Origin of the sequence: Paenibacillus chungangensis (assembly GCF_042675905.1) — a bacterium.
GTDB lineage: Bacteria > Bacillota > Bacilli > Paenibacillales > Paenibacillaceae > Pristimantibacillus > Pristimantibacillus chungangensis.
In genome coordinates this window covers 19177-37302 of the sequence record NZ_JBHTJZ010000007.1, presented here as the reverse complement: position 1 = coordinate 37302, position 18126 = coordinate 19177, and the positions used below count along the sequence as shown (strand labels likewise).

Below are 18126 nucleotides of genomic sequence, written 5' to 3'. Positions count from 1 at the left end.
TCCTCCTCACATTGTACCGCGAATGCCCTCGTTCCAGCCAGTCGTAACGGCGCCGTCGGCTGTGCCGGCCCATTTTTTGTAATCGGTGGGATAGATCCCTGTCAATTTATGGAACACGTTCGAGAAATACTGGACGTTGCTGAATCCGACCTTCAGGGCGATATCGCCCGCCTTCATCTGCGTATCGGCGAGCAGCCGCTTGGCGTTCTCGATGCGCACGCGGTTCAAGTAAGCGGAGAACATCTCGCCCGTCGTCTTCTTGAACAATTGCCCCAGATACGCGGCGTTGAAGTGGAACTGATGGGACAGCGTTTTCAGCGACATCTCCTCCTCATAATGCTCGTCGATATACTTGATGATTCTGGCCATCATAGGGTGGACGTTCCCGTCCGCCACAGCCTGCGGCAGCACGCGCTCTTGCGTCCGGCAAGCCTCGCGATAGCTCAGATGTACGGATTGGTAGTCATGTACAGTAGCGCCGAGCGAGACGGCAATATCGAGCTTGAGATAGGTCTTTACGTTCATGACGCATGCCTCAAGCAGCTCCTCCAGCCGCTTCCGCTCCAGCGCGTCATGGCCGCTCCAGGAGAACAGCAGAATAGGATCGCCGTTCAAGCTGCTGAACAGCATGCAATTGCCGTATCCCCCGATCGTCTCCGCACACACGTTCAGAACGGCGAACGAGAGCGGACCTCGCTTGGGCGTTCCATCCGCAGCTTCGGTCGGCGCCGGAGAAGCGACTTGCCGCGGAGCGATATGGACATGGCCCGCCATATAGCAGTCGCAGCCGAGGTCGATATGGAGGAATTCGGCGCGGCTCTGCAGCTCGTCGTTCCCGATATGCCCGCTCACCCAGCGGTACAGAATGTTCTCTTTCACGATGCTGTAGTTCTGTCTGTTCTGAATGGACAGATGCAGTTCATGCTCCAGCTTGTCAATCGTGTTCAACAGTGTGCTTGATAATTCATCTTCTTCAAGAGGCTTGAGCAGATAGTTCTCGACGCCATGCAAGACCGCTTTCTTGACCAGCTCGAATTCGTCATAGCCGCTCAGCACGATGAACTTGAGCTTCATGTCATGGCTCTTGGCCCGTTCGATCAATTGCAAGCCGTCCATTACCGGCATCTTGATATCGGTGATGACGATATGGATCGTCTGCTGCTCCAAGAGAGTGAGAGCCTCCTCGCCGTTGCTGGCTCTTGCGACAATCTCGGCGCCATGCTCTTCCCAATCGATGACATATTGCAGACCTTCCAGTATAAGAGGCTCATCATCCACGATCAGTATTTTGTACATAGTCCTTGATCTCCTCCTTCGATAAAGCCTTGATCGTTACCGTAACCTCGGTCCCGATTCCTCTTCGGCTCGCAATGGCGAGCCCGCAATCCTCCCCGAACAGCAGCTTGATGCGCGATGCGACGTTGAGCAGGCCGATGCTGCTGGCGGAGCCATAGGCATGAGGCTGCTTCAATTGCTCCGTTACGGCAGCTAGCCGCTCCTCGTCCATGCCTTGTCCGTTATCCGAGACGGTGATGACGATGTATGCATCCCATTTGCGGCCTTTGACGGTGATGACGTTGCTGTCCTTGCTCAGGTCGTTGCCGTGGGCGATCGAATTCTCGATGATCGGCTGCAGTATATGCCGGAAGACGGCGTAATTCAGTATCGCTTCCTCCACGTCGAAGACGATGTGGAGCCGCCCTTGGAACCGGATATAATACAGCTCCAGCAGCGACTGGCAATAATTCATTTCCTCGCGGATCGTAATCATCATTTCGTCCTTAATGCTGCTTCGGAACAGCTTGGCCAGTATTTTAATCATTTGGCCGGTCTCGGTATCTCGCGAGCTAAGCGCTTTCATTCGAATCGCTTCCAGCGTGTTGTACAGGAAGTGAGGATTGATCTGGGACTGCAAGGCGTACAGCTCGGACGTCTTCTGCTTCAGCTCGGAATCCTTGCGGCGCAGCTCCAGCACGAACTCGCGCTTGATATATTCATCCAGCCGCTTGCTCATCAGATTCAGATTCCGTGCGATGAGCGCAACTTCGTCATTGTGGCCCGTCACCGGCTGGATGGCGAGATTGCCGCTCTGAATCTCCTTAATGCGTCGCTGCACATCCTTCAGCCGCTTCGAGAAGCGGTTCGTGCTCAGCACCGACAGCAGAATCGTAACCAGGAGACAGATCGAAGCGGCTGTGAGTACCATCCGGGTAATGCGGTTAATGCCCTCGTGCAGCTCGTCCAGCGGTATGATGCCGACGGTAATGAAGCCGTAATCGTCATCCTTGCTGACGTTGACAATGGAACGCTTATGATCGATGACCGCCTTGTCCGACGATTGCTGTACTTGCTCCCAATAGGGGAACGGCGCTGCGTAATAGGTTCCGGAGGAATCATAGATGACACCGCCGTCAGGCGTCAAGACGAGCAGGGTGCCGATCAAGTATTTTCGGTAGGTCTCGTATGCGCGCCGGAACGATTCCGTATCGTACGTCAAGAACATGTAGCCCGCATAGTCGGACGGGTCGTCCGCATGCCGAATGTAGTCGTATATGCCGTATAAATTCATAGTGCTGTTGTTATTCGATGCCGAGAAAGCGGGCAGAAAGTACGTCTTACTCTCGTTAATGTTCGAAGGAACGTTGGTTTTCAGAAGATGGCGAATTTGTTCGAAGTAATTGTCCAGTCTGACGCCTGACGCATACCGGGTGGTGTTCAGTTCGTAGTCGAACGCACGGTTCGACATGACCATCTCCAGAATGTCGGGATCGTACGGAAGGGCGGTGTTCATCATATAGCGATTAAGATAAGCCGCCCTTTCGCGCTGCTCGTCCATGCTTCCGGAGGAGGAGGACGAAGTAGTCCCGTCCGTGCTAAGCGCATGGAATGCCTCGTACAGCGTCTCTGTTTTGACGAAGCCGTTTTTGAGATAGAGGTCAGTCATCATCTTCTTCAAATATTTGTTCTGGTCGTGGAAGTGATCGCTTACAAGCTGCAGCACCTGATTGTTGTACGTAATCGCCTGCTCCCGGAGCAAGCCGGTTATGCTGTTCACAATGATGGCAATAAGAATGCCGACCGTCACAATAATAATGACGGAATACATGAGTAGCAGTTTGTTGAAGAAACGGTTTTGTATGTATTTGTTGAACAAGGAGCGCACCGTTTTTGCCACCATCCGTTCTTGATAGAAATTGGAATCGCCATGATGTAGAAGTTTGACAAGCAAGCTCGCATTCCTGCTCTTTTCCGGAGCGTCCTATAGTTTTTATAAAGGAACTGAAATCTTTACAATTGTAAGCGTTATCCGAACACTCCTATAATGTGAGACATAGAAAGGAGCACCGCTGATGAACATGAAAAATCGAGTCAACATGCTATTGCTGGTCTTGCCGTTTATCGTTCTGGTCTTCGTCTTCAACTACTTGCCGTTGTTCGGATGGTCGTACGCCTTCGTCGATTATGCGCCCGGCGTGCCTCTGCTGGAGCAGGAGTTCGTCGGCCTCAAGTATTTCAAGCTTCTTACGGAAGGGGGCAACGACTTCGGCATCGTCATGCGGAATACGCTCGTCATGAGCTTCCTAAGCATTCTGACCTCTCCGCTGCCGATTATATTCGCGATTATGCTGGCGGAGATGCGAAGCCGCATCGTATCCAAGTGGGTGCAGACGGTTACCGCGATCCCTCACTTTATATCCTGGGTGCTTGTGTATGCCATCTTCTTCACGTTCTTCTCACTAGAGGACGGGGTTGTCAACAAGCTGCTGCTGGGGATGGGGGTCATCGAGACAGGCACCAATATTCTCGGCAGCGACGGATACGCCTGGTTCTTCCAACTGATGGTGTCCACCTGGAAAGGAACGGGATGGGGAGCAATCATCTACTTGGCTGCCATCGCAAGCATCGACCCGGAATTGTATCATGCAGCCGATATCGACGGCGCCGGACGGTTCCAGAAGATCTTGTACATTACCGTTCCCAGTCTGATGCCGACCTACTTCGTCCTGCTCCTCCTGTCCATCTCGGGCATGCTGAGCAACGGATTCGAGCAGTATTACGTATTCCAGAATCCGCTTAACATCGACAAGCTGGAAGTGCTCGATACGTACATCTACAGTCTGGGCATCGCGCGTGCCGAATACGCCTTCTCGACCGCGATCGGCATATTCAAGTCTATCGTCAGCATTATTCTGCTGCTGTCTGCCAATTGGCTGTCGAAGGTGGTACGGAAGGAGAGCATCATTTGAGCGGAAGGGGATCGACAAGCGACATGGTCAATAAGTGGAAGGAACATCTGTATTCATTTCTCAATTCGGGAACGCTGCTCGTATGCGCATTCCTGTGCGCGTATCCGTTCTATTATATTATCGTCAATTCGTTCAGCGACCCGGCCGAGAGCGCCAAAGGCGTCTACTTCTGGCCGCGAGGAATTACGTTCTCCTCATACGAGCAGCTGCTGCAGATTCCGAGCATCTTCCAGAGTGTCTTCATCTCTGTGGCGCGAACGGTCGTCGGTACGATTATTACCGTGTTCTGCAGCGCGTTTCTTGGGTACATGGTGACGAAGAAGGAGCTGTTGTTCCGCAGCGGTATTTACCGCTTGATTATTATAACGATGTTTTTCAACTCGGGTCTGATCCCGTGGTACATGCTGATGAAGACGCTGCATCTGAAGAACAACTTCCTGTTGTACGTACTGCCCGGAGCGGTATCCGCCTTCTTTATTATATTGGTGAAGACGTATATCGAATCGCTGCCGGCTTCTCTGGAGGAATCGGCGCAGATCGACGGGGCCGGCGTCTGGACGATTTTCGTGAAGATTATATTCCCGCTGTCGCTTCCCATTATCGCCTGCATCGCCGTATTCACCGCCGTAGGGCAGTGGAATTCGTGGGCCGACAACTTCTATCTGGTCACCGACAGCAATCTGAATACGCTGCAGTACTTGCTGTACACGAACCTGAAGTCGAATATGGCCGACATCATGCGGACGAGCGCTTCCGGCACGACGCAAGGGGCGGCGCTGGCGAGCAGCGGCAGGGTGACGCCGATGTCGATCAGGTACGCGATGACGGTCATCACGGTCATTCCGATTATGCTCGTGTATCCGTTCATGCAGAAGTATTTCGTCAAGGGCATCATGCTGGGAGCCGTGAAAGGCTGAGGAAAGGAAATGCCGAGTTGAGCGCATGCTTTGAACGCGGCCATGCATCGTTGAGTTGCCTCTGGGAGGGGTTTTCTCATATAACTTAAAATTATCGACAAGAGAGAGGGGTATTGAGCATGAAGAAGAAGTTGATAGCGGGATTAGCCGTTATGCTGGCATTGACAGCGGTAGTAGGTTGCTCCAATGGAAACGGGGGCAATGCGACTCCGGCTACCGGTACGAACGAGACTGGAGAAGAGAAGAAGGAGACCGTTACACTCAAGATCGCAGCAAGTATTGCTGCAGCGGAACCGAATGGGGTGATGCAGAATCCGGTCGCGAAGCAGATCGAGAAGGAACTGGGCATCAAGATGGACATGACCGCTGTCGGGGCGGACTTCGGCGAGAAGCTGAACACGATGATCGCGAGCAACGATCTGCCGGATCTGTTCTGGGTACCGGACCCCAGCAAGCAAATTCCGATGATGGTGAAGGCGGGGCAAATTCTGGAGCTGGACGACTTGCTTGCTGAATACGGCGACAACTTCACATCCGATCCAAGCGGTCAGGCCATGATTGAGCTGCAGAAGAAAACGGTCAGCCCGGACGGCAAGCTGTATACGATCGGCATGCTGAGAGGGGCGACGACGGGGGGCACCCAGCCGCTGGGAGCCAACTTCATCCGCTGGGATCTGTACAAGCAGCTGGGCTATCCGAAGCTTGAGAATTTCGATACCGACCTGTTGAACGTATTGGCCGAGATGCAGAAGCTGGAGCCGACGAACAAAGACGGACAGAAGGTATACGCGATTGGCGGCTGGTTCGCGGACGGTCAAGGCTGGGGAGACTGGCCGATCACCTATACCTTGACGTTCACGGAGGGCAAAGGTTATCTGACGAGCGACCGAACGGTATACTACGATATCGCGACGAACGAAATCTCGCCGAACAACGACTTGAAGGACAAGGATGGCATGTTCTGGCGCACTGTGAAATTCTACAATAAGGCGAACCAGATGGGTATTCTCGATCCGGAGTCGTTCACGCAGAAGTCGGACAAGTATGAAGAGAAGGTGAAGTCTGGCCGCTATCTGTATAATGTGCCGGGCTGGCTTGTGACGGACATCAACAACAACTTCGAGAAGGCCGACATGCCGGATAAGGGAATGGTGGCGCTGCCTCCGATGAATACGGACGGATTCATGCTCATCAACAATCTGGCTCCCGGCGGTCGGACATTTGCTATCTCCAAGAATGCCAAGCATCCGGAGAAGGCGATGGAGCTGCTGAACTGGCTGTCCTCCTACGAGAATGCGCGTACGGTCTGGAACGGACTGGAGGGCGAGAACTGGACGATGGAGCAAGGCAAGCCGGTGCCGACGGACGAATACCTGCAGCAGAGCGCGAGCGATCTGGCGTTCAACAAGCGGACGGGCGCGCTGATGTATCACCACTTCGTGGGATTCGGCGCGGGCGTCGTGGACCCCGAGACGGGCGTACCAGTTAATCTGTATGAATGGTCGGATAAGGCGGTCAGCCGTCAATTGAAGCCGGTTCATCAGGACATGCTTGAGCACTATAACGCCGACAGCCTGTTCAATCTGTACTCCTCCAAGGTGAAGGTGTACCAGGAGAATGCGCTTTACCGGCTGGGAGAGCTTCCGGACGATCTGAAGACGCAAGGCACGAACTTGCAGGGCTACACGTTCAAGAACATATTCAAGCTGGTGCTTGCGAAGGACGATGCTGAATTCGCCAAGATGCAGGACGAGTTCATTCAGGGACTGGACGACTTCAAGATCGACGAGATTTTCGCTTACTGGCATGCCAAGGCCAAGGAGCAGCAACAAGAGCTTGCGCCAATCTTCGACTTGCTTCAGCAGAAATAATGGAATCATTCTAATCGAAAGGGGAAAAGGAAAATGAGAAAATCGCTAACCACCTTGTGTTGCGCGCTCGTTGTATCCGGTTCGACGCTTATGGCAGTTTCCCCGCAAGACAAAGCTTACGCCGACGGAGGACCCATGTTGTCGTTCGATCTGTCGGCTCAGGGGCAATTGATTGAGAACAAGTTCTCCGATATCAACGCTTGGGACTATGAGATCGACTGGACGACGAAGGCTGACGGCCAACCTTCCAATTACTTCGCGACGAATTATCCCTTCGTGGAGAACGTGCAGTTCATGACGGCGACCGGCGGCTGCTACATTGGCTTCCCGGGCTGCTATACGAACCGTGATCTGTTCGTCGACCCATCCGACGTGTCGAATAAGACAGACTACGACTTCTCACGGCTGATCGGCGCGCTTCATCACGTCGTCGACCAAGGGCTGAAGCCGCATATTAAGACGGGCAACATTCCCATTAAATATTCGGATAATCCGGAAGTAGGCGTCATGGAGACCAATCTGAGACCTCCTAGCGACTACGATGCGTACTACAATTATATAAAGGCGCTTGCGGATGCGCTTATTGCCGAATTCGGCCTGAACGAAGTGAAGAATTGGACATGGGGCGTGTTCACTGAATACGAGAATCCGGAATGGTTCGATGACGACGTGAGCGCTGAATCGACGGCGATCGCTTTCTTCAAAACCTACGATTATACCGTCGCAGCATTGGAGGAGGCAATCGGAGCCGCCAACTTGACCGTAGGCGCGCACAGCATGACGGTCACGGAAGGCTTGTGGGACGAGCTCTCCTTCATCGACCATGTCGCTGGAGTGGGGCCGAACGGAACCAACTACAAGACAGGAGGCAACGGCACGCAGATCGATTTCCTGACCGCATCCTTCTATGATCTGAAGCCAGGCATCACGATGCCTGGCGGGAAGAGCCTGATCGATACGATCGCCACGCTGCGCAATCGGGCCGTGGCGAACGGCTTGACGAACCTGAAGTACGGGATTGACGAAGGACGCATCAATTCCGGAGCGGATTCCAAAGCGTTGTATTCACGGATTGTGGCTCATTCCTTTCAAGCCTCCTCAGACGCCAAGCATTTCCAGACGATGCTCGACTGGAATATCGATTGGTTCTCCTCTTGGGGACTGAGTACGGAAGGCTTGTGGGGCGGCGTTCCCGCCGTAAGCACGCATATCGCCAATCTGGGTTACCGGATGGTTGGCGACAAGCGGCTGTATGGCACGCTCTCAGGGACATCCAGCGATCCATCTAACGAAGTGGATGGCATTGCAGGATACGACGAAGCAACCGACACCGTTCATGTCATGGCCTATAACCACAATAACGATATGAACAGCGTAACGGGGGAGACGCCCGCTATTACGATCCGCAATATTGAGCCTGTAAGCGGCAATACCGTCACCGTTAAGAAGTGGGTGGTAGATGATACGCACGGCAACTTCTGGCCGACGTGGTGGAGCGACAAGGCGAACCGCGGGTTGACGGACGCTTCCTATTCCTGGTCGAAATATACGATGGAGGTGCCACGCAGCTTGAAGCAGCAAGCGGACCGGGATTACTGGTATTCCCGTGAAGCGGCTTATCAGGCGCTGGCCGAGCTGACGCCGGTGACGACGACGGCTACCGTGACGGGCAACATGCTTACGCTGACTCCAACACTGGAGCATCATGGCGTCGTCTTCTATGAGATCACGAACGCCAGGAGTGTCGGGACGACGATGACGGATGAATTGAACGATTGGAGCATGATGAGCTCGTACAGCACTGGTCTGGCGATCGACAAGTCGAACGCTGCCGCGCTCGGCGATGCGAGCCGCGTGATGCGGAAGAGTACAAGCATGGCGGCCCAATCGGTCGTGTATTGGTTGAATGGTGTGACACGCGCGAAGCTGACGGGATTGTTCGCCACGGATACCGATCCGGTCATCGACAATTTCCAATTCTATACGTCGGCGGACGGTACGACCTGGTCGCCTCATGACGGCTGGAGTTATGCGGATTCCCCGATTAACGGCGGTTATTGGACCAAGCGCGAGTATACATTGACACAGCTTCCGGCCGGCACGAACTATGTGAAGATCAAGTTCCCGACCGGCGGGGCGGTATCGTATAGCCCGCAGCTGGGCAAGGTGCAGCTATCCGATGTGCCTTGGCATTCAGCTACGGTCATCGATGAACTGAACGATTGGTCGAAGGTTAGCTCGCATAGCGCGGGTCTGTACTTCGATACGGCGCACGGCGCTGCGCTCGGTGATTCCAGCCGTGCGACCAGGAACAATACGAACGCAGAACGGGAGTACGTCGTCTATCGCAGCGAAGCGACCGATATCCAGTTGTCAGCTCTATATGCGACGGATAATGAGCCGGGCATCGCCAACTTCTCGATCTATACGGCGCCGGACGGCGTCACCTGGGAGCTGCAGCAGGGCTGGCATTATACGGATTCTCCGATTAACGAAGGCGCATGGACGAAGCGTACGTACACGCTCAGCAAGCTGCCGGTCGGCACGCAGTTCGTCAAGGTGGAGTTCCCCGCTGGAGGAACACTTACGTACAGCCCGCAGCTTAGCCAGGTGAAGCTGAATACGGCATCCATCGTCAATTTAGCGAGGGAGGCGACGGCTTCCGCATCCAATACGGATACGGCCAACGGTTATTCCGCCGATAAGGTGAATGACGGCGCTGCGACGACGGATTGGAGCGGCTGGGCGACCGACGGCACTGCGCTGCCGGAATGGATACAGCTGGACTTCGGCTCGGAGCAGACGTTCAGCAGAGTGGAGTTGTACACAACGACAAGTTATGCGATTAAGGACTACGTCATACAATATTGGAACGGCTCGGCCTGGGTTGATTGCCTGCCTGCGATCGTCGGCAATACGTTCGATCATCGCACTCATACGTTCCCTGCTGTCACCGGCTCGAAGCTGCGAATCCTCGGCACAAGCGGACCCGCAGTGCAACCGGATTATATTCGCGTGAATGAGATTGAGGTCTATAGCGAGTGACTAGCGAGTGATAGCGCGAGAAGCCTCCCCAAGCCGACAGGCTGCGGGGGAGGCTTGTCGGCTGTTCTGTCGGTAATCATGCTAGGAGAGAGGATGTTGAGTGAATAATGCACCCGTATAAAGTGAAAGAGCTTGCTCCCGACTATGTGAAGGTATACGAGTCTCCCGATCCGGCGGCCGTCTATGCGTACAGCCCGGGGATTGCGGCGCTTCCGGGCGGTCGGCTGATCGCAACGCTGGATATAAGCGGTCCGGGCATGCATGCGATGCCTGGACCGAAGCGCGTAATTGAAGGGGGAGCGTTATGGTACGGCAAAGTATTCACGTCCGACGACGATGGGCGGACATGGACGCACCGCGCCGACTTCCCCTTCATGCATGCCCGCCCGTTCGCCGCCGGCAACCGCGTCTACGTCATCGGACATTGCAACGACCTGACCATTATGTACTCCGACGACAACGGCGACAGCTGGAGCGATCCCACCGTATTGACGGAAGGAGAGGTGTGGCATCAAGCTCCGGCCAATGTGCATTACGCGAAAGGAAACGTATACTTGGTCATGGAGCATATTACGAAGCCTGACGTCCAAGGCTGGCCGGTCAGCGTCATCGCGCCGGTGCTGCTGCGCGGCAAGGCTGACAGCGATCTGTCCCGCAGGGAGAACTGGACGTTCGCTTCGGAGCTAATATTCCAGCAGGCGATACCGGAGGAGGAGCTGGACTACTTCGGCGTCCCGTTCTATCCGGTTGAAGCGGGTGGTGCGAACGAAGTGGCTCCTGGGAGGGTCTGCTACCGCATGGGATGGCTCGAGACGAATGTCGTGCAGTTCGTCGACGAGAACCATTACTTGCATGACCCGTCGGGCGCCACCTTTCATCTGTGGATGCGGGCCCATACGGGCGGAACGGGATTCGCTGCCGTTGCCAAGGCGGTGGAGCAGTCGGACGGCAGCATCCTGACGATGCTGGAGAAGGCGCCGTCGGGCAGGAAGATTGCCTATGTGCCTTGTCCGGGCGGCCAGATGAAATTTCATATCCTGTACGATGAGCCGACCCGTCTGTACTGGCTGCTCAGCACGCAGGCCACCGACAGCATGACGCATGCGGAGCGTCTGCCTTCCGGCCGATTCAATCTGCCGAACAATGAGCGGAACCGGTTGCAGCTGCACTTCTCGCGCAACGGCTTCGATTGGTGCTTCGCGGGGCTCGTCGCCAAGACGGATTCTGATACGGAAGCTCGCCACTACGCCAGCATGGTCATAGCGGGAGACGACCTGCTAATATTGAGCCGGTCCGGCGATGGGAACGCGCCATGCGCGCATAACGGCAACATCATATCCTTGCATCGAGTAAGCCGCTTCCGGGAGCTTGTCTATTAAGCTATGACAATGACGATTCACTGCTACCGCCCTTTTCAACCCTCTTCAACCTATTATATGAGAGGAAGTTGGATATGCGATGATGCAGAATGAAAAGCTCGTATTACCAAAAATATTCGCCGACCATATGGTACTTCAGCGGCACAAGCCCATACCGGTCTGGGGGAACGCGCGTGACGGCGAAGAGGTCTCGGTCGAATTCATGGGACGGCGGAAGACAGTGAATGCTGTGTCCGGCAGATGGAGAATAGAACTGGACCCCGCTCCGGCTGGAGGTCCGTATGGGATGACCATTTCCTGCGGAGACAGCAAGTTCGCGATAAGTGACATCATGATCGGTGAAGTGTGGATTGCCGGCGGCCAATCTAATATGGGGTATTCGTTCGGGGAAATCTATGGAGAAGAGACGGCGTGGATGGCGGATTCGTTCAACGAGGACGATTTCGAAGGCGCTCTCTCGGTCATTCGTCTGTTCAAGGCGGAGGAATATGCTGCCGATGAACCCGCGGACGATGTGCGGGACGGACAATGGCGCGAAGTATCGCGGGAGCGCATGCTGCCGTTGGCGGCAGTGCCGGTTTTTTTCGCTTGTGCGCTGAAGCGGCGTTTGAACATACCGGTTGGAATTGTTCAGGTATCGCGCTCGGGTACGAAGGCTTCGTGCTGGATTCCGCGAAGCGCGGCTTGCAGCGACCCGGCTATAGCGATGTATGGGGAAGACTTCGCGGAGGAAGGAGAGCGTCTGGGACAAGCTGATCTTCGCCGCCCGTTCGGCTTATATAACGGGATGGTATCTCCCATACAGCCGTATGCGATGTGCGGCGTCATCTGGTACCAGGGGGAGAGCGATGCGCTTGAACAAAAGGGGCGGCGATACGGCGCTTTGTTCCCGGCATTGATCCAGGCTTGGCGCAGCGGCTGGGGAGGCGAAGCATTCCCATTTCTCTACGTTGAGCTGCCGGATTACGTTGATGGACTGGACGAATGGGAGCTTGTACGTACGGCGCAGAACCGCACGTTGGAGCTTGTGCCGAATACCGGGATGATTGCGACGAGGGACTTGGGCGAGGTGGACAATCTTCATCCACGGAACAAGCGTCCGGTAGGGGAGCGGCTGGCGGCTCTGGCTTTGAAGCAGGTATATGGAGTAGAGACGGCTGGGAAAGAGTGACATGTCTACTCTTTTCCAGCCGTCTCGTTCGGCACCCCCCAAGTGTGCTCTATCGCTCATTATGCTCACATAGCCCCGGAAACGGGCCTAAAAGTATGCGCTATCGCTCAAAATGCTCACATAGCCCCGCCAAGAGTACCACGTCCGCCCTCGTCCACCCCAAAAGTAGCTCATCCACCAGGAAACGAAGCAGTTACGTCTCTACTCGCGCTTCGTCAGCTCTTCCTGAGCCAGTCGAATGAGCTCGCGAACCATCGGCCCGCCTATTTTGCCGCCAACATGGCCGACCGACTCCGTAGACAACTCGCCATTGTTGCCTTCCTGCAAAGGTACGCCTATCTCTTTCGCCACTTCGTATTTCACATCATCCGGACGACTGGGATTTACGGCATACCCTTCGTTTTTCATCACATTCGCTTTGAATGTCTGCATCCCTTGCTCAACTCCGGGCACTGCGTATTTTCTGCTCCTTCTTCTAGCCATGCCAATCACTCCATTCATGTACTTTTTAATAAAGTGCCCCGAACACGAATATTCATCCTGAGAATCATGGATACGGCTGGGGTGCACTTGCCTAGCAGGGGCTTTTCGTACATGCGGAATGAAGTGTATAATGTGATCTAACACATCAAGAGGAGGTATGTATGGATTTATTGAAAGAATGGATCGCAGACTTTGGCCTTAATGAACAGATGTCCCTTTATCTGGCCAATGCGATTATAATTGTCGTCATTATCGGTCTAAGCGTGGCTGCCAACTTCATCGCCAAGAGCATCGTGCTAAGAGTAGTTTCCTACTACATTAAAAATAGCAAGGTCAAATGGGACGATTACTTGCTGGAGCGCCAAGTGTTTCATAAACTCTCACATGTGGTGCCTGCAATCATTATTTACTCTTCTTCTTCCTTATTCCCGAAGTTCCAGCATCTGATTGAGCAAGGCACAGCCATCTATATTATTATTGTCGCTCTCATGGTTATTAACGCATTTCTCAATGCCATCAATGATATTTATGTGACGTATGAGATCTCGAAGGCGAGACCGATTCGGGGCTACATTCAGGTCATTAAAATCTTCGTCTTCACAATCGGCGGCATTCTGATCGTCTCCAATCTAATTGGACAGAGCCCGCTTATTCTGCTAAGCGGAATTGGCGCGCTGTCAGCGGTGACGATGCTGGTGTTCAAGGACTCCATCCTGGGCCTTGTAGCTGGTGTGCAGCTGACCTCCAACGATATGGTGCGGGTCGGCGACTGGATCGAGATGCCGAAGTATGGCGCGGACGGCGACGTGGTGGATATCTCGCTGCATACAGTCAAGGTTCAGAATTGGGACAAGACATACACGACTATTCCGTCTTACGCGCTCATCTCCGATTCGTTCAAAAACTGGCGGGGCATGCAAACCTCGGGCGGACGTCGCATCATGAGGTCGCTCTCTATCGATACGACAAGCATCACCATCTGCAGTCCCGAGATGATCGAAAAGTTGAAGAAAGTCCATGTCCTGAAAGCATACATTGCGCAAAAGGAATTGGATATCGAGCGTTATCATGTGGAGCATAAAATTGACCGGTCCAGCAGAGTGAACGGCAGGGCGCTCACGAATATCGGCATGTTCAGAGCTTATATCCAGAGCTATCTCAATAATCATCCCGGCATTCATAAAGAGATGACATGCATGGTTCGGCAGCTGCAGCCGGATGGAACGGGATTGCCGCTGCAAATCTATGCATTCGTGAATGATATAAGATGGGAAGTATTCGAAGGCGTGCAGTCCGATATATTCGATCATCTGCTGGCTGTCGCGCCGGAATTCGGTATTCGCGTATTCCAGAATCCGTCTGGACATGATCTGAAGAGCGCGTTCCATCAAGAGGGAGAACTGCACGAAGGATCGCGCGACAGAGTCATGGTATCGGAGTCGGACTAAGCAAGGACGGTCAGGTAAGTCAGCACGGATAGCAGAAGCGAGGTGATCGACATGGCGACGACGGGTCTTAGCGCTTTGGAGCGGAGCTGCTTCATATTGACGTTCAGGCCGAGGCCAACCATCGCCATGGACAGCAGGAACGAGGTAGCTGTAGCCAGTCCATTCATAGCGGATGCAGGAACGTCAATGTAGGTGCCGAAGCCATAGCTTCCTATTACACTGGCTGCGATGAATCCCACAAGGAACCATGGGAATTCCAGCTTCGCGTCCGGCTGCGCAGCCCCGCCGCTCCGCTTCTTCCAGAGAAGCAGTAGCAGGCAGAACGGAACCAGCAACAGCACACGGCTCAGCTTGGCCAGCAGCCCTGCCGCAAGCGCATCCCCTCCGGCCGGGGCGGATGCCAGCGCGACATGAGCGATCTCGTGCAAGCTGATGCCCGACCAGGTGCCGTAGTCGATCCCGGTAAGCGGGAGTATGGGACGCAGCAGCGTATAGCCGACTGCGAACACCGTGCCCACCAAGGCGATCATGCCAGCTCCTATCGCTGTATCCTCATCCTTCGTACGCAGAATCGGAGCGACAGCTGCGATTGCGGCAGCGCCGCAGATGCCGGTACCGATCGCGAGCAGCAGCGTGATCGCGGGGTCGGCTTTCAGACGCTTGCCGAGCGATACGGTGAGCAAGACGGCGAAGGCAATGACAAGCGCAGCCTGCAGTAGCAAGCCGGGCCCATCATGCAGTACAAGCTGTATATCCAGCCTTAGTCCGAACAAGACGATGGCTAATCGCAGCAGCGTGCGGCTACAGAACTGAATGCCCTTGCGCAGCGGCTCGGGGTAGTCTCTATAGTGCCGGTAAGCAACAGCCAGCGCGATGGAGCAGCCGAGTGGTCCGAGCCGGTCCAGCACCGGAAGGGCGCTTGCGGCCCAGCCGAGCAACGCGATACATAATGTGAAGCCGACGCCAAGCAGCCAGGTGTGAGATTCTTCGATCCCACGCTTGGCTGTCTTTCTTGTGCTAGCCGCCAAGTCATCTGTTGGTTCAGTATGAATCGTCATCGTGTACACCCCCGTGAAGTATGCATCTCCAGCATACGTCTCCCATTGCTATAAGTAAAATAAATCATTAATATGGATATAATAATCATATACTTATGATACGTGAGAGGTGATAGACGTGACCTTGCGGCACTTGCAAATATTCATAGCCGTATGCGACAAGATGAACATGACTGCCGCGGCGAATACGTTGTATGTATCCCAGTCCGCAGTAAGCCAGGCGATAGCGGAGCTTGAGGCGCATTATGGCATTCGATTATTCGAGCGACTGTCGAGGAAGCTGTACCTGACAAGGGCCGGTGAGAAGCTTCTGAGCTACGCGCGACATATTCTTCGTATGTACAGCGATGCGGAGAGTGAGATGCGCACTATGCAAGAGACCGGAATGATACGCATCGGTGCGAGCGTTACGATCGGCGCCACCGTATTACCCAAGCTGGCAGCGGCATTTCAAATGCAGACTCCCGGTGCGAGGATGGAAGTGGTCGAAGACAATACGACGAAAATTGAAGGGATGCTGTTGGGCGACCAATTGGACTTGGGACTTGTGGAGGGAGAAGTGACACAAGCCGATTTGATAAGCCGACCGTTCGCGGAGGATACGCTCGTCTGCATATGCGGCCAAGGACACCCCTTTTGGAAGCGGGAATCGGTTGGGGCGAAAGAGCTGGAGGGGGAGAATTTCATCCTGCGGGAAGCGGGAAGCGGTACCAGGAATACGTTCGAAGAGGTCATGTCCGAGCATGGATTATCGTGGACGGCGACATGGACTTGCAACAATGCCGACACGATCAAGATGGCCGTAGCGGAGGGACTCGGCATATCCGTCATCTCGCAGCGGGCCGTTCATATGGAAGTATCTGCAGGCTTCTTGCGTACGGTGAAGGTGGAAGGACTATCATTCAACCGTCAGTTCAAGCTGGCCTATCACAAGCATAAATACTTGACGGATGCGATGGAGAGCTTCATTCGTTATTGCTTTGCGCATAGCGTGCACACAATAAGTTAACAAAGGATGGCCAAGATATCCATCAGTGAATCATGCCGATAGCGCGTGGTCAAGCCGTCGATTTCTTCTGATATGATAACCGAGATTGAGAGAACGTTAACATTCACTCCACTTTATGGTGATTTATGCTTTCAGGTGGATCTACCTGTATTTTCTGTCTTTAGTTTTAGGCATATCGGGGAATTGGAAGAGCCTAACTGTAAAATCTACAGTTATATGAGGATTAATCGAGAAGGATCGTCAATCACCTGACATTTTAATGGAGGAAATACAGCTAATTACTCATGAAGCGTGATGGGGAGAGAACTAGCTGTAGGAAATACAGTTAGCATAACGAAGGCTAACACAGCCGCGGCGCCTATTTCCGATCAATCGCTCAGGATATATAATAGAAGTATTAGGAAAGGAAGCGGAGGTGAGGGCGTGGGTGTTAAGAAGTCTGAGCTCGCATTGCTGGAGGGAGCTATTCGCGTCTACAAATGGGAGCGGGAAGAGAGTGGCGGCGTCCCAGCATCGGTGCGAGGCGTCTTACAGCTGGTTCATGGCTCATGCGAGCATGCACAGCGATACGATCGATTCGCCTGTTATCTGGCTGAGCAGGGATGGATCGTGTATGCCAGCGATCTGAGAGGACACGGGCAGTCGATTCCACAGGAGGATCTGGGCTACTTCGGCGAGACGGGCGGCTGGGACGGTATGGTTGATGAGTTGCATGAGGTAAGGACGTTCATCGGCAATCGGCATCCCGGGCTGAAGGTTGTTCTGTTCGGACATAGCATGGGCTCGTTCCTGGCTCGGCATTATGCGATCGTCCATGGCTCCGGGCTGTCAGGACTGATCCTGTCTGGTACGGCGCACTATGTCAGAGCTTCTCTAAAGCTAGGCAAGCTGCTCGCCCAGCGTGAAATCAGGAGGAAAGGGATTAGGCATCGCAGCGCTACCTTGTATAATCTGACTTACCGCACGTTCAACAAGCGGTTCAGACCGAATCGGACGGCTCAGGACTGGCTGTCCCGTGACGAGGCTGAGGTGGATCGCTTCCTGCAGGATGAGCGCTGCGGCTTCGTATTCACCTCAGGAGGATTCCGGGATATGTTCGAAGGCTTGCTGTTCATGACGGATAAGAAGCATATCGCGATGACTCCGAAGGAGCTGCCTGTGTTGTTCCTATCCGGCAAGGACGATCCTGTCGGCAACTTCGGCACAACCGTTCGGCAGGCGTATAGCTTATACCGTGCTGCAGGAATGACTAACGTCACGCTGAAGTTGTACGAGGGAATGCGGCACGAATTATTGAACGAGCTGGGTAGGGAGGAAGTGTACCGGGATATTGTGGCGTGGCTGGAGGGCGAATGGCCGGTGGAGCCTAAGTGAGCGACGACTGGCTGCTGGCTGGCTCATGATTATAGTGGGGCTAGTGTCTGGGCAAAGGCAACTGGCTATATGGGAGCTTGACTTTCGGGGCTGTCTCAGGTCCATATCTGGACTCGACACAGCC

At 54.2% G+C, this 18126-nt stretch carries 13 protein-coding genes; 9 read left to right on the top strand and 4 right to left on the bottom strand.

Features of this window, described 5'->3' with window-relative positions; all coding sequences use genetic code 11:
- Nucleotides 1-6: 6 nt before the first annotated feature.
- Together ACFQ2I_RS06940 and ACFQ2I_RS06935 are read right to left on the bottom strand one after the other, a co-directional pair.
- Entirely contained in the window at nt 7-1296 is a 1290-nt protein-coding gene (locus ACFQ2I_RS06940) for a response regulator (RefSeq protein WP_377563046.1), read from the bottom strand.
- Nucleotides 1271-3229 carry a sensor histidine kinase gene (locus tag ACFQ2I_RS06935; RefSeq protein ID WP_377563044.1) on the bottom strand — a complete coding sequence of 653 codons (1959 nt, stop codon included), beginning with the start codon at nt 3227-3229 and terminating at the stop codon, nt 1271-1273. Before ACFQ2I_RS06935 ends, ACFQ2I_RS06940 begins: the two co-directional genes overlap by 26 nt.
- Nucleotides 3230-3350: 121 nt before the next feature.
- Here ACFQ2I_RS06935 and ACFQ2I_RS06930 point away from each other — a divergent pair, with 121 nt between their 5' ends.
- From ACFQ2I_RS06930 to ACFQ2I_RS06905, 6 genes are all read left to right on the top strand, one after another.
- Nucleotides 3351-4247 (top strand): ABC transporter permease, encoded by an 897-nt coding sequence (locus ACFQ2I_RS06930; RefSeq protein WP_377563042.1) that lies wholly within the window; start codon nt 3351-3353, stop codon nt 4245-4247.
- Nucleotides 4244-5164: a carbohydrate ABC transporter permease gene (locus ACFQ2I_RS06925; protein WP_377563040.1), complete on the top strand. Its 921-nt coding sequence runs from the start codon at nt 4244-4246 to the stop codon at nt 5162-5164. The genes ACFQ2I_RS06930 and ACFQ2I_RS06925 overlap by 4 nt, the downstream gene beginning before the upstream one ends.
- A gap of 119 nt (nt 5165-5283) precedes the next feature.
- Nucleotides 5284-7035 carry an extracellular solute-binding protein gene (locus ACFQ2I_RS06920; protein ID WP_377563038.1) on the top strand — a complete coding sequence of 584 codons (1752 nt, stop codon included), beginning with the start codon at nt 5284-5286 and terminating at the stop codon, nt 7033-7035.
- A gap of 33 nt (nt 7036-7068) precedes the next feature.
- Nucleotides 7069-10080 (top strand): discoidin domain-containing protein, encoded by a 3012-nt coding sequence (locus ACFQ2I_RS06915; protein ID WP_377563036.1) that lies wholly within the window; start codon nt 7069-7071, stop codon nt 10078-10080.
- Nucleotides 10081-10187: 107 nt separating this feature from the next.
- Nucleotides 10188-11459 (top strand): sialidase family protein, encoded by a 1272-nt coding sequence (locus ACFQ2I_RS06910; protein WP_377563034.1) that lies wholly within the window; start codon nt 10188-10190, stop codon nt 11457-11459.
- 79 nt (nt 11460-11538) lie between these two features.
- Nucleotides 11539-12630 (top strand): sialate O-acetylesterase, encoded by a 1092-nt coding sequence (locus ACFQ2I_RS06905; RefSeq protein ID WP_377563032.1) that lies wholly within the window; start codon nt 11539-11541, stop codon nt 12628-12630.
- Between the two features lie 201 nt (nt 12631-12831).
- Here the strand turns inward: ACFQ2I_RS06905 and ACFQ2I_RS06900 are convergent, their stop codons facing one another.
- Nucleotides 12832-13113 carry an alpha/beta-type small acid-soluble spore protein gene (locus ACFQ2I_RS06900; protein ID WP_377563031.1) on the bottom strand — a complete coding sequence of 94 codons (282 nt, stop codon included), beginning with the start codon at nt 13111-13113 and terminating at the stop codon, nt 12832-12834.
- A gap of 161 nt (nt 13114-13274) precedes the next feature.
- Here ACFQ2I_RS06900 and ACFQ2I_RS06895 point away from each other — a divergent pair, with 161 nt between their 5' ends.
- The gene (locus ACFQ2I_RS06895; RefSeq protein WP_377563029.1) at nt 13275-14561 is read left to right on the top strand and encodes a mechanosensitive ion channel family protein; all 1287 of its coding nucleotides are present in this window, start codon (nt 13275-13277) and stop codon (nt 14559-14561) included.
- On the opposite strand, the gene ACFQ2I_RS06890 is transcribed toward ACFQ2I_RS06895, so the two are convergent.
- On the bottom strand, nt 14558-15619 hold the full coding sequence (locus ACFQ2I_RS06890; protein WP_377563027.1) for a YeiH family protein: 1062 nt from the start codon (nt 15617-15619) through the stop codon (nt 14558-14560). The two genes, ACFQ2I_RS06895 and ACFQ2I_RS06890, sit on opposite strands and share 4 nt — an antisense overlap.
- A 118-nt stretch (nt 15620-15737) precedes the next feature.
- On the opposite strand from ACFQ2I_RS06890, the gene ACFQ2I_RS06885 reads away from it, so the two are divergent.
- Nucleotides 15738-16628: a LysR family transcriptional regulator gene (locus ACFQ2I_RS06885; RefSeq protein ID WP_377563024.1), complete on the top strand. Its 891-nt coding sequence runs from the start codon at nt 15738-15740 to the stop codon at nt 16626-16628.
- A gap of 423 nt (nt 16629-17051) precedes the next feature.
- On the top strand, nt 17052-18002 hold the full coding sequence (locus ACFQ2I_RS06880) for an alpha/beta hydrolase (protein WP_377563022.1): 951 nt from the start codon (nt 17052-17054) through the stop codon (nt 18000-18002).
- Nucleotides 18003-18126 lie beyond the last annotated feature (124 nt).

Bases quoted from the DNA above. Each gene is read 5' to 3' on its own strand.
- ACFQ2I_RS06905 (WP_377563032.1), top strand. From the start codon at position 11,539: ATGATGCAGAATGAAAAGCTCGTATTACCAAAAATATTCGCCGACCAT.
- ACFQ2I_RS06930 (WP_377563042.1), top strand. From the start codon at position 3,351: ATGAACATGAAAAATCGAGTCAACATGCTATTGCTGGTCTTGCCGTTT.
- ACFQ2I_RS06895 (WP_377563029.1), top strand. From the start codon at position 13,275: ATGGATTTATTGAAAGAATGGATCGCAGACTTTGGCCTTAATGAACAG.
- ACFQ2I_RS06900 (WP_377563031.1), bottom strand. From the start codon at position 13,113: ATGGCTAGAAGAAGGAGCAGAAAATACGCAGTGCCCGGAGTTGAGCAA.
- ACFQ2I_RS06910 (WP_377563034.1), top strand. From the start codon at position 10,188: ATGCACCCGTATAAAGTGAAAGAGCTTGCTCCCGACTATGTGAAGGTA.
- ACFQ2I_RS06940 (WP_377563046.1), bottom strand. From the start codon at position 1,296: ATGTACAAAATACTGATCGTGGATGATGAGCCTCTTATACTGGAAGGT.
- ACFQ2I_RS06920 (WP_377563038.1), top strand. From the start codon at position 5,284: ATGAAGAAGAAGTTGATAGCGGGATTAGCCGTTATGCTGGCATTGACA.
- ACFQ2I_RS06890 (WP_377563027.1), bottom strand. From the start codon at position 15,619: ATGACGATTCATACTGAACCAACAGATGACTTGGCGGCTAGCACAAGA.
- ACFQ2I_RS06915 (WP_377563036.1), top strand. From the start codon at position 7,069: ATGAGAAAATCGCTAACCACCTTGTGTTGCGCGCTCGTTGTATCCGGT.